The sequence below is a fragment of the Thermoproteota archaeon genome, from assembly GCA_003352285.1.
Classification (GTDB): Archaea; Thermoproteota; Nitrososphaeria; order Nitrososphaerales; family Nitrosopumilaceae; genus PXYB01.
This window is the reverse complement of sequence record QQVN01000003.1, coordinates 530,613-544,129: the sequence shown is the minus strand read 5'-3', so window position 1 is coordinate 544,129 and position 13,517 is coordinate 530,613. Positions and strand designations below refer to the sequence as shown.

General features: G+C 37.1%; 18 protein-coding genes. 5 read left to right on the top strand and 13 right to left on the bottom strand.

The window, feature by feature from the left end:
• Positions 1-24: 24 nt before the first annotated feature.
• From DWQ18_04865 to DWQ18_04840, 6 genes are read right to left on the bottom strand one after another with little or no spacing between them, the layout of a single operon-like run.
• Positions 25-831: a tryptophan synthase subunit alpha gene (locus DWQ18_04865; GenBank protein ID RDJ34225.1), complete on the bottom strand. Its 807-nt coding sequence runs from the start codon at positions 829-831 to the stop codon at positions 25-27.
• The gene (trpB, locus tag DWQ18_04860) at positions 818-2,008 is read right to left on the bottom strand and encodes a tryptophan synthase subunit beta (protein RDJ34224.1); all 1,191 of its coding nucleotides are present in this window, start codon (positions 2,006-2,008) and stop codon (positions 818-820) included. Before trpB ends, DWQ18_04865 begins: the two co-directional genes overlap by 14 nt.
• A complete protein-coding gene (locus DWQ18_04855; protein RDJ34223.1) occupies positions 2,005-2,781 on the bottom strand; it encodes an indole-3-glycerol-phosphate synthase in 777 nt (258 codons plus the stop codon). The genes trpB and DWQ18_04855 overlap by 4 nt, the downstream gene beginning before the upstream one ends.
• On the bottom strand, positions 2,775-3,821 hold the full coding sequence (gene trpD / locus DWQ18_04850; protein RDJ34222.1) for an anthranilate phosphoribosyltransferase: 1,047 nt from the start codon (positions 3,819-3,821) through the stop codon (positions 2,775-2,777). Before trpD ends, DWQ18_04855 begins: the two co-directional genes overlap by 7 nt.
• On the bottom strand, positions 3,818-4,411 hold the full coding sequence (locus tag DWQ18_04845; GenBank protein RDJ34221.1) for an aminodeoxychorismate/anthranilate synthase component II: 594 nt from the start codon (positions 4,409-4,411) through the stop codon (positions 3,818-3,820). The genes trpD and DWQ18_04845 overlap by 4 nt, the downstream gene beginning before the upstream one ends.
• Positions 4,408-5,757, bottom strand: coding sequence for an anthranilate synthase component I family protein (locus DWQ18_04840; GenBank protein RDJ34220.1), 1,350 nt, complete (start codon positions 5,755-5,757; stop codon positions 4,408-4,410). The genes DWQ18_04845 and DWQ18_04840 overlap by 4 nt, the downstream gene beginning before the upstream one ends.
• Before the next feature lie 217 nt (positions 5,758-5,974).
• Here DWQ18_04840 and DWQ18_04835 point away from each other — a divergent pair, with 217 nt between their 5' ends.
• Positions 5,975-6,181 carry a hypothetical protein gene (locus tag DWQ18_04835; GenBank protein ID RDJ34219.1) on the top strand — a complete coding sequence of 69 codons (207 nt, stop codon included), beginning with the start codon at positions 5,975-5,977 and terminating at the stop codon, positions 6,179-6,181.
• 2 nt (positions 6,182-6,183) lie between these two features.
• On the opposite strand, the gene ilvD is transcribed toward DWQ18_04835, so the two are convergent.
• The 3 genes from ilvD to DWQ18_04820 all read right to left on the bottom strand — a co-directional run bounded on the left by ilvD (position 6,184) and on the right by DWQ18_04820 (position 8,457).
• On the bottom strand, positions 6,184-7,857 hold the full coding sequence (ilvD, locus tag DWQ18_04830) for a dihydroxy-acid dehydratase (GenBank protein RDJ34218.1): 1,674 nt from the start codon (positions 7,855-7,857) through the stop codon (positions 6,184-6,186).
• Between the two features lie 187 nt (positions 7,858-8,044).
• Positions 8,045-8,293: an ArsR family transcriptional regulator gene (locus tag DWQ18_04825; GenBank protein RDJ34217.1), complete on the bottom strand. Its 249-nt coding sequence runs from the start codon at positions 8,291-8,293 to the stop codon at positions 8,045-8,047.
• Positions 8,290-8,457, bottom strand: coding sequence for a DUF1059 domain-containing protein (locus DWQ18_04820; protein ID RDJ34216.1), 168 nt, complete (start codon positions 8,455-8,457; stop codon positions 8,290-8,292). The genes DWQ18_04825 and DWQ18_04820 overlap by 4 nt, the downstream gene beginning before the upstream one ends.
• Before the next feature lie 88 nt (positions 8,458-8,545).
• Between DWQ18_04820 and DWQ18_04815 the strand changes: the two genes are divergently transcribed.
• Complete coding sequence (locus DWQ18_04815) at positions 8,546-8,881, top strand: MarR family transcriptional regulator (GenBank protein ID RDJ34215.1); 336 nt, start codon at positions 8,546-8,548, stop codon at positions 8,879-8,881.
• Here the strand turns inward: DWQ18_04815 and DWQ18_04810 are convergent.
• Both DWQ18_04810 and DWQ18_04805 read right to left on the bottom strand, forming a co-directional pair.
• Positions 8,864-9,202 (bottom strand): hypothetical protein, encoded by a 339-nt coding sequence (locus DWQ18_04810; GenBank protein RDJ34367.1) that lies wholly within the window; start codon positions 9,200-9,202, stop codon positions 8,864-8,866. The genes DWQ18_04815 and DWQ18_04810 overlap by 18 nt on opposite strands.
• A gap of 66 nt (positions 9,203-9,268) precedes the next feature.
• Positions 9,269-9,760 carry a chemotaxis protein gene (locus DWQ18_04805; protein ID RDJ34214.1) on the bottom strand — a complete coding sequence of 164 codons (492 nt, stop codon included), beginning with the start codon at positions 9,758-9,760 and terminating at the stop codon, positions 9,269-9,271.
• Positions 9,761-9,918: 158 nt separating this feature from the next.
• On the opposite strand from DWQ18_04805, the gene DWQ18_04800 reads away from it, so the two are divergent.
• Positions 9,919-10,122 (top strand): hypothetical protein, encoded by a 204-nt coding sequence (locus DWQ18_04800; protein ID RDJ34213.1) that lies wholly within the window; start codon positions 9,919-9,921, stop codon positions 10,120-10,122.
• Between the two features lie 289 nt (positions 10,123-10,411).
• Here the strand turns inward: DWQ18_04800 and DWQ18_04795 are convergent, their stop codons facing one another.
• Entirely contained in the window at positions 10,412-11,008 is a 597-nt protein-coding gene (locus DWQ18_04795; GenBank protein ID RDJ34212.1) for a protein-disulfide isomerase, read from the bottom strand.
• 80 nt (positions 11,009-11,088) lie between these two features.
• Between DWQ18_04795 and DWQ18_04790 the strand changes: the two genes are divergently transcribed.
• Both DWQ18_04790 and DWQ18_04785 read left to right on the top strand, forming a co-directional pair.
• On the top strand, positions 11,089-11,493 hold the full coding sequence (locus DWQ18_04790) for an HIT family protein (protein ID RDJ34211.1): 405 nt from the start codon (positions 11,089-11,091) through the stop codon (positions 11,491-11,493).
• 64 nt (positions 11,494-11,557) lie between these two features.
• Positions 11,558-12,028 carry a response regulator gene (locus tag DWQ18_04785; GenBank protein RDJ34210.1) on the top strand — a complete coding sequence of 157 codons (471 nt, stop codon included), beginning with the start codon at positions 11,558-11,560 and terminating at the stop codon, positions 12,026-12,028.
• Between the two features lie 2 nt (positions 12,029-12,030).
• On the opposite strand, the gene prf1 is transcribed toward DWQ18_04785, so the two are convergent.
• Positions 12,031-13,311, bottom strand: a complete 1,281-nt coding sequence (prf1, locus tag DWQ18_04780) for a peptide chain release factor 1 (protein RDJ34209.1) — start codon at positions 13,309-13,311, stop codon at positions 12,031-12,033.
• Between the last annotated feature and the right edge of the window lie 206 nt (positions 13,312-13,517).

The window sequence follows — 13,517 nt, the reverse complement described above, 5'->3', positions numbered from 1 at the left end:
ATGACATATCGGGTTTTTAATCGTTTATCTTGATTTTGTCTGTACTTTCAAACTTTTAGTAAATTTGAAAATTTTATCTTGTAGTTTTGATGAGGGCGTGCTCTCCATTATTCTGAGAAATGCACTGCCAACAATTACTCCATTTGCTCCAGCTGCGACGTATCTTTTAACATCTGATGGGGTGGATACTCCAAATCCAATTCCTATTGGAATTTTATTTTTTGTTATCTTTTTTACCGTTTTTACAGCTGTTATGGAATAATTTTGAATGCTTGTCTTGATTCCAGTAGTTCCATACACTGCTACAAGATACAAAAAGCCAGAGCTTGCCTTTAGTATTTTTTCAATTCTATTTTTACTAGTATTTGGTGAAACCAAAAAGATTGTATCGACTTTGGCTTTTTTTGCAGCCGCCAAATACTCTGAGGATTCTTCAACTGACATGTCTGGTAGAATCAAGCCATCAATTCCTGCCTTTTTTACTTCATTGATGAACTTTTGATATCCTTTGTGATACAGAATGTTTGCATATGTCATAAGGACTAGTGGAATGTCTGTCTCTTTTCTAATCGTCTTTACGATATCAAGAAACTTTTTCATCTTTGTTCCCTTTGATAGTGAAACAGTACTTGCATTCTGTATAACAGGACCATCAGCTAATGGGTCAGAGAATGGAAATCCTAGTTCGATAATGTCTGCACCGCCCTTGATCAGTCCTCGAATAGTTGAGATGGTGTCTTTGTCTGGCAGAAAACCCACCATGACATAAGCAATTAGTGCTTTTTCGTTCTTAGAGTCTAGCTCTTTGAACTTTAATTCAATTCTTGACATTTTTCTTCATGTACTCTTCTACTACTTCGACGTCTTTGTCTCCTCTACCTGATAATGTAACTACAATTGATTCAGATTTTGGACTGTTCCTTGCAACTTTGATTGCCTCTGCAATTGCATGTGATGATTCAAGTGCTGGAATTATTCCTTCAGTTCTAGTTAGGAGCAAGAATGCATCAATTGTTTCTGAATCCTTTGCACTGTGATACTTTACTCTGTTTTGATCCTTTAGATACGCATGCTCTGGTCCAACACCCGGATAATCTAATCCTGCAGAGATGCTGTGTGTCTCTTTGATCTGCCCTTCTGCATCCTGTAAAAGATACGTCATCATGCCATGAAGGATTCCTTTGCTTCCTGCAGACAGAGTAGCTGAGTGATAGTCTGATTTTAGGCCCTTTCCTGCTGCTTCAACGCCAATTATCTTTGCATTGGAATCCACTAGTGGGTAAAATGTTCCAATTGCGTTTGAACCCCCACCAACACATGCAATTACCGTATCAGGTGTTTTATTCTCTAGTTTTTTCATCTGTTGTTTAATCTCTTGACCTATTACTGATTGAAAGTCTCGTACCATTACAGGATATGGATGTGGTCCTACTGCAGAACCCAATAGATAGTATGTGTCATTGACATTTGTAATCCAATCTCGTATTGCTTCATTGATTGCATCCTTTAGTGTTTGAGAGCCTGACTTTACTGGATGAACTTTAGAGCCAAGCAAATTCATTCTAAAAACATTTAGCTTTTGTCGTATGGTGTCCTTGTATCCCATGTAAACTTCGGATTTCATTTTTAGACAAGCACATGCCATTGCAGTTGCAACACCATGTTGGCCTGCACCAGTTTCTGCAATGATTCTCTTTTTGTTCATCCTCTTTGCAAGGAGTGCCTGTCCCAGTGTGTTGTTTATTTTATGAGCGCCACCGTGCAGCAAGTCTTCTCTTTTTAGATAAATTTTAGCACCGCCGATCTTTTCTGTTAAATTCTTTGCATAGTATAGCGGTGTGGGTCTTCCGGCATACTCTTTTAGGTAATAATCAAGTTCTGCCTTGAATTTTTTATCATCCTTAATCTTTAGATAATTTTCCTCTAACTCTTCAATTGCTGGCACCAGTGTTTCAGGGATGTACTTTCCACCAAACTCCCCAAATCTGCCATTTTTTGGATACTTCAATATGCACTCACCAATTTTCTCACATTCTCTCTGATATTATCGCTTTTCATTATGCTAGAACCAATTAGGAATCCATTTGCACCACACTTTCTTAGATACTTGATATCATCTGGTGTCTCTATACCGCTCTCTGAAATTATCGGTCTGTCTTGCTTGTAGTCTTTGAGCAGATTCTCTGTTGTTTTAAGATCAATATCAAGCGTGTCTAGATTTCTATTGTTTATTCCAACCAAATCTGCATCTGTCTTTAGTGCACTTTCTAGCTCTGATTTTGTATGGACTTCAAGTAGAATCTTTAGCCCATTTTTGTGACCGTAATCGATAAACTCATCAATCTCCTTTAGGTGGCCCTGCTCAAATAATGACTGGATTAGCAGCATGTAATCCGCACCAATCTTTCTTGCAGTATCTATCTGGACCTTGTCAATCATGATGTCCTTCATGAGCATTGGCACCTTTACCTCGCGCCTAACCTGCATGAAAAAGTCTGGACTACCATTAAACAGGTATGGCTGCGTCAATACAGATAATGCACTAGAGCCTCCCTCAATCATTGCATTTGCAATTCTAACAGGATCTGATGTTGTTCTGATTTTACCTAGAGATGGTGATGCAAATTTTATCTCTGTGATTAGAGTGGGATGTTGATTAACTCTAATAGTTTGAAGCAAGTCTTGGGTTGACTGTTCAAGATTTGCATCAACTTCATACACTCCATCATCAATTGCAGCTTGTGAATTGTTTACAAGCTTTGTTAGTATACTATCTATGATTCAAGCACCTCTTTGATCTTTGTTTGGTCTCCAGTGTTTTTTATAAATTCTGTAAACAATTTGAATGCCTTACCGCCATTTATTGATGATAATGCAATCTCTACTCCTTCATCAAAGCTGTTTGTGATTCCATTTACAATTAATCCGCCTGCTGCATTTAGCGCTGTAGTTTCTATCATAGCCTGATTTGCAGTACCGTTTAGTACATCAACAAATGATTTGATTGCATCTTCTTTTGTGTTTATTTGAATATCTGTAATTGATGACATGTGTAATCCAACCATTTCTGGGTTTACAATATTTGTTAGGATTTTACCATTTTTTAAAAAAGAAACCTTGTTGTTTGCACTGGTTGAAAATTCATCCATTCCATTTTCTGATTTTACTGTCATGATATATTCTGCACCATTTTTTTGCAAAATCCTTGGTAATCTTTCTAGTAGATCATCAGAGGATACTCCAATTAACTGATTTTTTACTCCTGCAGGATTTGTTAGTGGTCCTAAAATGTTAAAGGCAGTTCTCTTTTGTAGTTTTTTTCTAGCACTTGCAACATGCTTCATTGCTGGATGAAACTTTTGTGCAAACATAAAGCAGATGTTAAAATTTTTCAAAACCTTTTTGATAGAATTTGGTTCCTGCATCAAGTCATATCCAAAGTACTCAAAGATGTCTGCACTGCCAAAGATTCCTGAATTTGACCTGTTTCCGTGCTTTGCAACTATTCCGCCTGATGCTGCAATAACAAAGGATGCAGTAGTAGAAATGTTAAAGGTCTGCAGTTTGTCTCCTCCAGTACCACACACATCAATTATTCTGCCCTCATTTTCAGGCGTAATTTTCAGGGAAAACTCCTTCATCTTCTCTAACATCCCAAGCAACTCCTCATCTGATTCTCCCTTTTCGGTTAATCCCAAAAGAAAGTCATAGTTTTCTTGCTCTGATGTCTTGCCAGAGAGAATCTCTGTCATGATATTAGCAATTTCATCATGTGACAAGCTAGTCTTTTCTTCTAATTTTTTTATCGAGTCTGAAATCATTTTTGTGCCTTCACCTGTTTGATAAAATTATTGAGAATTATCTTTCCATCCTCAGTCATTATTGATTCAGGATGAAACTGTACTCCCTGTATCAAATAGTCCTTGTGCTTTATTGCCATGATTTCACCATCATCTGTTGCAGTTGCAATCACTTCAAGTGAATCTGGAATGATTGTCTTGTCTCCAACCAATGAATGATACCTTGTAGCCCTAAATGGATTCTTTACTCCTTCAAACAATGAATCTTTTTTGTATTGCACCTTGCTTGTCTTTCCATGTCTGACACATCCTGCATTAGTTACTTGTCCGCCAAATGCTGAAATGATTCCTTGATGACCAAGACAGACTCCTAGAATTGGTTTTGTTGGACCAAGCTCTTTGATAACACTGGAGCAAATTCCAAAGTATTTCTCATCATCAGGAGTACCTGGTCCTGGAGAAATTATTATTGCATCATAGTTGTTTTGTTTTATCTGATCAATTGTAATCTTGTCATTGCGAATAACATCACAATCAACGCCTAGCTCCCCAAGATACTGGGCCAAATTGTACACAAAGGAGTCATAGTTATCGATAATCAGAAATTTCATTTTGTTGCCTCCTTTAGTGCCGTAAGCATTGCATTTGCCTTGTGTTCTGTCTCCTTGAATTCGTTTTCAGGAATAGAATCAGATACAATTCCAGCCCCTGACTGTACAAATCCATTCTTTCCATCAAAGAAGATGCTTCTAATTGCTATTGCAAAATCACAGCATCCATTGCATGAAAAGTATCCGACTGCTCCTGCATATGGGCCTCTTGACTGTGGTTCTAATTCCTCGATGATTTCCATTGCCCTAACCTTTGGTGCCCCTGAAACCGTTCCAGCAGGAAATACTGCCTTGAATGCATCAAACATGTCAAATTTTTGATTCAGTGTTCCTACCACGTGTGATACAATATGCTGAACGTGACTAAATCTTTTGATCTTCATTAGTTCCTTGACTATTACAGAGCCAAATTTACACACTCTGCCGATATCATTTCTTCCTAAATCTACTAGCATTGTGTGTTCTGCTAACTCCTTTTCATCATTGAGTAGTTCTACTTCGAGACTCTTGTTTTTTTCTTCATCATCTGTAATCTTTCTTGTTCCTGCAATTGGAAAGGTCTCTACAATATCATCTGTAACACGAATTAACATCTCAGGGCTTGCACCAATTATTATTTTTTCATTCATCTTCATATGATACATGTATGGTGATGGGTTTATCTTTCGCAACACATCATACACCTTTAGAAAGTTTCCCTTTGCAGTAAAATCAAATCTTCGTGATAGTACAACTTGGAATATATCTCCATCATGGACGTATCTTTTTGCCTTGTCCACCATTGACTCAAATGTGTCCTTTGAGATGTTTGGTGTAAACTCTGATATCTCAAAGGAATCCTGCACTTGTGATTTAATTAATTCTGGATATCTGTTGGTATCATAATAAAAGTAGTATGGCTTGTTTTTCTTGTTATCAAAAAATATTCCATCATGGTATATTCCAAATTCCATTAGGACCTCATCTGATTTGTTTTTGATTGGAATGTTTTCTACCAGTCTGATTGCATCATAGTTTACAAATCCTACTGCCCCACCAAAGTATCTGTATGATTTGTCATCAGTTTTCTTGATTAATTTTTTAATCTCTTTGAAAGGATCATCTGTTTGAATAGTCTTTGTTAACTTGTTATCCTGATAGACTTCAATCTTGTTTTTGTACCCCTTGATTACAAACTCTGGCTCAAATCCGATAATTGATGTCTCTGCTAGCTCCTCAGGACCTGTAAGTGATTCAAAGAGAAACGTATGTGAATAATTTTTTGAAATCTTTTTGTAAAGTTCGAATTGGTTTTCAGATAACTCTAGGGGTATTACTGTTGGTTTTGCTTTTCCAAAGGTGTTCACCCATGAATAAAATCAGATTTGAAGCCTATTTAAAATTTTGAAACACAATAGTGTGTTCAGGTATAACACACACAAAGTTAAGGCAAAATTTTTCGTATATTCATTAAAGTCGAGGAGTTTCCCAATGCCCAAATGCCCCTCCATTCTTTGGGACCCTCGGCCCTCTTTTTACGGTATGGTACGGTACCTTTATATCTGATCGCTTCGTAGTATAACCATGAGCCAAATCCTAGAGAGACCAAGAAACAATCGCATTCTGATTCAGGATTTACTGCCATTTCAAAAACCCCTGGTAAAATCATCTGCAACTAGTCTTAGTTGTTACATCTGTGGCAAAGGACTAGAAGATGGATTGTCCCTTACTGCAAAGCATACCCCAATGGGTTCATTATTCTTCTGTGGTTCTCACTATCATCTAAAATAATTCTAGCTAGCTGGAGATGTGATTGCTCCTTGTGCTGCAGAGCCTACAAGTGATGCATATTTTGCTAAAGCACCATGTGTATAGTTTGGATTGGGTCGCTTCCATGCCTTTCTTCTTGATTCTAATTCTTCCTGTGATACATGAAGATCAATGATGTTAGTTTCAGTGTCTATTGTTATTTCATCATCGTCTTTTACCAATGCTATTGGTCCGCCAACAAATGCCTCTGGTGCAACATGGCCAACCATGAATCCTCTTGTTCCACCTGAAAATCTTCCATCAGTAACCATTGCAACTTTTTTTCCTAGTCCTTGACCTACTAGTGCTGCAGTAGTAGCTAGCATCTCTCGCATTCCGGGACCTCCCTTTGGTCCTTCATATCGAATCACAACAACATGACCTTCATCAATCTCACCCTTTGATACTGCATCAAATGCATACTCTTCTCTATCAAAGACTCGGGCCTTTCCAGTAAACTTTGTCATCTCGACACCAGCTGTCTTTATCACTGCTCCTTCTGGTGCAAGTGAGCCTTTTAGAATTACAGCTGTTCCAACTGAATGCAATGGTGCATCAACTGATTTTACAATCTTTTGTTCTGTCTCTGGGAATTTCATTGCAGATAGATTTTCTGCCATTGTCTTTGCAGTAGCTGTCATGCAGTTACCATGAATCAATCCTTTATCGTGTAATTTCTTTAACACAAATGGAATTCCACCAATTTTATCTAGTGAATTCATTACGTAATTTCCACCTGGTTTCATGTCTGCCAAGTGCGGTGTCTTTTTTCTTATTCTCTCAAAGTCATCATATGTTAATTTGATTCCTGCCTCATTTGCTAATGCCAAGAGATGTAAAATGGCATTAGTAGAGCCACCTACTGCATTTAGCATAGTAATTGAATTCTCAAATGCCTCAAATGTTAGAATTTCCTTTGGTCGAATGTTATTTTCTAATAGTTTTGCGCATGCAAGACCTGTATCATACACCATCTTTTTGCGTCTATCATCTTCTGCAGGAGGACTAGCACTTCCTGGCAAAGCCAATCCAATTGCTTCTGAGATTGATGCCATGGTATTTGCAGTAAACATTCCACCGCAAGAGCCTGCAGTTGGGCATGCAGTGTTTTCAATATTCTTTAGTGCTTCAAGGGATAACTGTCCTGTGTCATAAGCTCCTACTGCTTCGTATACATCAACTATTGTAAGCTCCTTTCCATCTAGCATTCCTGGCATTATTGTTCCACCATACACAAACACAGATGGAATGTTTAGTCTAGCCATTGCCATCATTGTTCCTGGTAAACTTTTATCACAACCTGCAATTCCAACTAGCGCATCATACTGATGTGCTCTAACCATTAGCTCAATTGAATCTGCAATCACTTCTCTTGATATCAAAGATGATTTCATTCCCTCATGTCCCATTGCAATGCCATCGCTAACTGCAATGGTTGAGAACATTCTTGGTGTTGCACCGCCAGCTGCAACTCCATCCTTTGCGCTAAATGCTAGCTGTGGAAGATGAATGTTACATGGTGTAGCTTCATTTCCTGTATGGCAAACTCCAACAAATGGTTTGCCAAGATCTTCATCTGATAACCCCATTGCCTTGTACATTGCTCTGTGAGGTGCTCGTGAAGTTCCTTCTACTACATTTCTACTAGAAATTTCCATTATTACTTATCACGACTATTCTGTTTTGGCATAATTTAGAGTTTCTTTAGAGATTCACACAACGAATTATGTGATTTTCTTCATGCATCTTTTACAAGTTAATCCTTTTTGGGGACGGTCTGTCTTCATATCGATATTTACTTGATAGCCCATCTTGCAATTTGGACATACGACAAATGTTGTGATGCTACTCTTTTTCTTGAACATTGTGGCCACTGTATAACCTTGTTCTGATTCCATCAGAAATATTCCCTGATTTACTTAGCAACCCAATTTTATGTAATAATTTGACTCTCCTATATGCAGATGCTATAGGAATTTGGCATTCTTCGCTAATGTTTTTTACCGTTTTAGGATGTGTTAGACTTGATAAAATTCTCATAGTTATTTTTTCATTTTGAATATCTGATGATGTGATTTTCTTCAATCTAGTCACGTTTTCCTGATGATAAACTGCATGAGTGCCTCTTTTGAATACTCTATACCATGTTCCTCAGCAGTATGCCTTGCAAATTCATCTATCAATTCTGATGAATTGTCTCCTTGACAGGAAAAATTACAGTCAAATCCATAGTCATTACACACGAATTTAATTGCCATCAAAAAACAATGATTTCTGAGTTATAATGAATTACTTAACATTGTTAATGGAGCCTACCCTTAATTATAACTCCTAGGTTTTTTCTGTATGTCAGTATCCAAAAAATATCGGGATAAAGTCTACATCATTAAGGATATTATATTCACTTTAACAGAACACGGCGAGATAAATCAGACTTCGCTTTTTAGTTATTGTGGGCTAAATCTCACAAAGCATAAACACATACTTGATGAATTAGAGGATAAACAATTACTGGAAAAATATCAAAAACCACAAGGAAAACGAAATATTACATATTTCAAAGTAACACACAAAGGATTGGAATTTTGTAGAAACATCTTGGATCCTTTTGAGGAATTATTCCCTAGAGTTTCAAATGATAGTAACTCTGAGAAAAAACTTGGATTACTTTTCTTCTTCTAAATTATATTGTGATGCAATTTCGTCATTGATCTCTTCTCTCTTTTTCAAATAATTGGTGTATCTATTATTCCAGTTTTTTAATTGTCGATATTCACGTAGACCAAAATACATCCATATTCCAGAGATAACAAATATTCCTGCAAATAATACTGTTAAAGCGGTTCCAAAATCATCATGTTCTTCAAGTATGACAAAGAACTTTGGATGAAATAGAAGGTAAATTGACAATCCCGCTGCAAATGGCGCCAAGAATAGTCCTGATAATGATACTCCGAGTAGAACTTTTCTAATATTTTGAATATTGTCAATAAAAGAATCCATCGAGTTGATTATTCCGACTCGTACAGAATCTTCATCGTTTTTCATCGTATGTGTCTCCATTTGGAATTACTGTACATTAATGATTCCCCTCATTGCAGGATTGTATGAATCATAATATTCAAAATTTCCCTTTTTGTTTGCTAGGAAAGTAATGGATGTTGTTTGGAAATAGCCCATATCTCCAGTATGAACATTAAACTCGTCAATATTTAGATTGATTTTGTTGCCTACATTTCTTTCATTCTTTATTTCATTTATCAGATGAATAGTTACTAAATTCCCTTCTCCAACATGATACGTTGGATTAAGATGTCCTCCGCTGGTTGTTTTACTTCCTTTGGTTGATTGAGTTGCAAACGCAAAGCTTCCATCTGGATTCTTAATCGTTTTAATGAATATGTTTGATGGTGCACCAAAAACTGGATACCCAACGTTTACTGGAACCATTGTTAGCAGGAAATAGTATCCTACTAGGCCTATTACCACACCTATGATTGCTACCCACTTGATCATACTGGTCTTTTCTCTGATTGTGGTTTTTCCTTTCTGCTTATTCACGAACATGATTATCCTGTGAATATATAGCCAATGCTTAACATAGTTAATCGAGTTTTATTAAAAATCAAAACATTTTGTTATTGTGCGAGAAAAAAAGAAAATCATAGATGATGATGAAGACTATGAGGCAATTTTAAAAGAGCACCCAAGATACCGCCTTGAGAAATGTAGACCTGGGAGGCGAAACTTTTCTTAAAAAACCATGTCCTTACATTGTAAAGGCATATGCACTAGCCTTCGTGCTACAACAACAAAGCTATGTGATAAATACAAACAAGGACAAAAGCGATGCTCTTGCTGTAATGCTTATTTTGTCACTGATGATCTCAGATGTCCATGTTGTAATTCTATTCTACGAATGAAATCTCGACATTACAAGCCAAGTCATAGATATTAGATGAGAACAAGTGCAATATGCAAATGAAACTAAACCCTATCACGAATTGTTCTCATCTGAATTTACTATGTTGTATAATATTTAGAATTGAATGAACTTTGTTAAGCATTCCATAAATAATCTAAATCAGATTTTGTATCGATGCCAACAGCATAATGTTTACTGGTATGTCGAATCATCCACACCTAGTCCGGAATTCAATGCCATGTGGCATACCAGTAAACAAACTTGCTTTGTATGGTTTATCTTGAAAATTATGCTAGTATTTGTTGGGAATCTAGTTCTCGTAATTGCTCTTCAATCTCTTCAGGGGTTTCACTGCCATATGATATCAGAATTCTATCTTCATCATTAAAGACATAATCATAGATGCCAGATACTTGTTCGTGATTTACATAGTATTTCAGGGTGTAATCCTCATTTGTACAAAACTGTCTTCCATCAGGGAATATGAAGCACTCATCTGATACTTCGATACTTAGTGTATCAAAGAGATATCCTAGGGTTACTCCCTCTGCATGTCTGTGAATTGTTGTACCATCTTGGGCCTCAAAGTGAATCCAGCTACTCTTTATCTGATATGCTGGAAGACTGAAATCAAATTTATCGCCAAAAATTTTCACTAGTATAGAAGAGTGCACATGTTCTCCTCCAAGCATTCCTGCGCCTGGTGGTGCACCTGGTGCATTTGAAAAGTTTGTTGCAAAGTTGTATGCTGAAAATGCAACGATTGCAACAACTACAGCTAAAACACCACCTGCCATGAGGTATGTCTTTCTCTTTTGCTTGCTTCGCTGAGCTGCAAAACTTTCACGTTTCTCTTCGCGCTCTTTTCTGGCTTTTTTACCCATGATTAACTCCTGATGAAAAAATTACCCTACTTAACTCAATCGATGAAACAATAAATAAAATACAAAAATCCCATAGATTCATGGGATGCATCTTTTGTGATATCATCAAAGGTGATCGTTTAGGTCATTTAATTTACGAAGATGATGAACATGTTGCATTTTTAGACAAATATCCAATTGATGTTGGACATAGCCTTGTTGTACCAAAGAGACATCATGAGAGAATTACAGATATGGAGCCAGAAAATGTCGGAAAACTTTTCTCTCTTGTTCCAAAGATTGCACGCTCTATTTTACACTCAACTAAAGCTGATGCGTTTAGTCTTGCTCAAAACAATGGCAAAGCAGCAAAACAGATAGTTCCACATGTGCATATTCACATCATTCCAAGATTCAATGATAAGGGAACAATATGGACAAAGCGTGAGATATCAAAGGACTCGGACTTGGCTGAACTTGCTGAAAAGATACGAAACGGGATTTGAGCAAATTAGTTCGTCCAAGCCAAACAAACTCGTTTTAAAATGATGAAAAAATCATTTGGTATTCATGACAATGAATATTTTGATTGCAGAAGACAATGAATTTACTGCAAAACAGTACAAGACTGTTTTAGAGAAACGTGGTCACAAGGTCACACTGACAAAAGACGGTGTGGAATGTGTGGATGAATTCATGAATGAGGCAAAATATTCTGAACTATTTAGAAAAGACAACTCACCTCCATTTGATATTGTTCTGATGGATCATGACATGCCTAGAAAAAATGGTGCCACTGCTGCTCAGGAGATTCTAAAGTACAAACCAAACCAAAGATTAGTATTTCTTTCAGCATATGGCCATGGTATTCTAGGTAAGGTCAATGAGCTAAGAGATGATACTGTTCAAATTATTCAAAAGCCATTCTCACTTGAATTCCTAGTAAAGAAAATTGAAGGCAAACTAATTGGACAACGAATTGTTGGTGAACAACAAGGAACTCCATTATCCATAACACAGGATGCTGCAGCAATTAGATAATACTATTTTGCGTGTCCTGGATTATATCGTAAAATGGCCCCAACTTTGCCAAGACTAGCTAACATTGCACCATGCTCTGCACTACCTGAAATGACTTCAATCTTTGCACCGGTCTTTGCAGCAATTAATGATAGATAGTCTACTATATCTTGCTCATTTGCTGTCAAGTCTGCTGCCTTACATCCAGGACATGGTGCACTTAGTAGCTCTGTTCTCTTTGGAATGACCTGTGGTCTTTCTACAATTTGTTCTTGAAGATGCTTGCATCTATTACACACAACATCTAGCTTGATTAGATTTGTATCATCTGTAATGAGCAAAGTATCTACTACGTTATTTTTTAGTAAATCAATTACCTCACTTAGGCCATAGGTACCTAGTCCAGAGTGAGAGTTTATCTTTTGAAATAGTTTCTCAACAATTTGTTTTTCTTCAACCATTCTAAAATCTGATAATACATCAGATGCTTTTGCAAATGCTTCTCTGATTCCTTCTGAACCAGAATATGACGTATCAAGTGTTGCAATGATATTTTCTTGTAATCTATACTCAAGATAGCCTCCATTGACAAAGTCTTCTTTTGTTGGACCTGGTCCTGAAACAATTAATCCCTTTACTGGGTAAATATCAACAAAGTATTCCCGTGTGGTTTCAGCTACACGATTAAAGTAATAGGTCAACTCCATCTCTCGTAATTTTTGAAATCTTTTTGCAGACTGTCCTCCCTGTCTGTGCTTTCCTGCAACGCCAGAACCAGTTTCTGATAACACCTCTATCTTATCACCATGCAACAGCCCCCATCCTGCATCCTTGGAGTCAATTGCAAGAAAGCCAATGAGATTGTCATCTTTTAGCATGTCCTTTAGGATATCAACATGAAAATGATCATCACATCGATACAGAAACGTCTTGAGCTCTTTTGGTGGGTCAATTTCATACACCTTTACAACTTCACTACCAATTGGACCGCCACCTTCTGGTGGAAGTGCACCACAAAACATTACCAAGCCCCTATCAGGAGTTTTATTGTACAATCTGAGTCTTTGAATTACTTTTCCAAGTGAATCAACTACGTGACCTCTTGTGAGATCTGACTTTATGTTGACTGCAGTTCCCTGCTCCTCTTTTAGTACGCTGATAATTTCATGTAATTGCTTTCCAGCAGGAATGTATACGCTGATTAACTCAGTGCCGTGACCTGATTTGTTTGATAGCTCCTCAAGGGTTTTTCTAATCTTGTATAGCTTTACAGAGTCCTGTTTATCGACCTGAATCTTTCCCATGTTGAAATTTTTTCAGATGCGAATATTAAGTTTGGTTGATATCATAAAATCATCATTGGCATGCAGAGGAATATGCGAACGATATAGATCGGAGAAGAGCCGATATCAGGGCGGAGCTAAACGCTGTACTTACTGCAATGTGTACATGTTTTGTGAAGAAATTCACTGTCCATGCTGTGGAACTCAGCTAAGAACAAAGCGCAAAA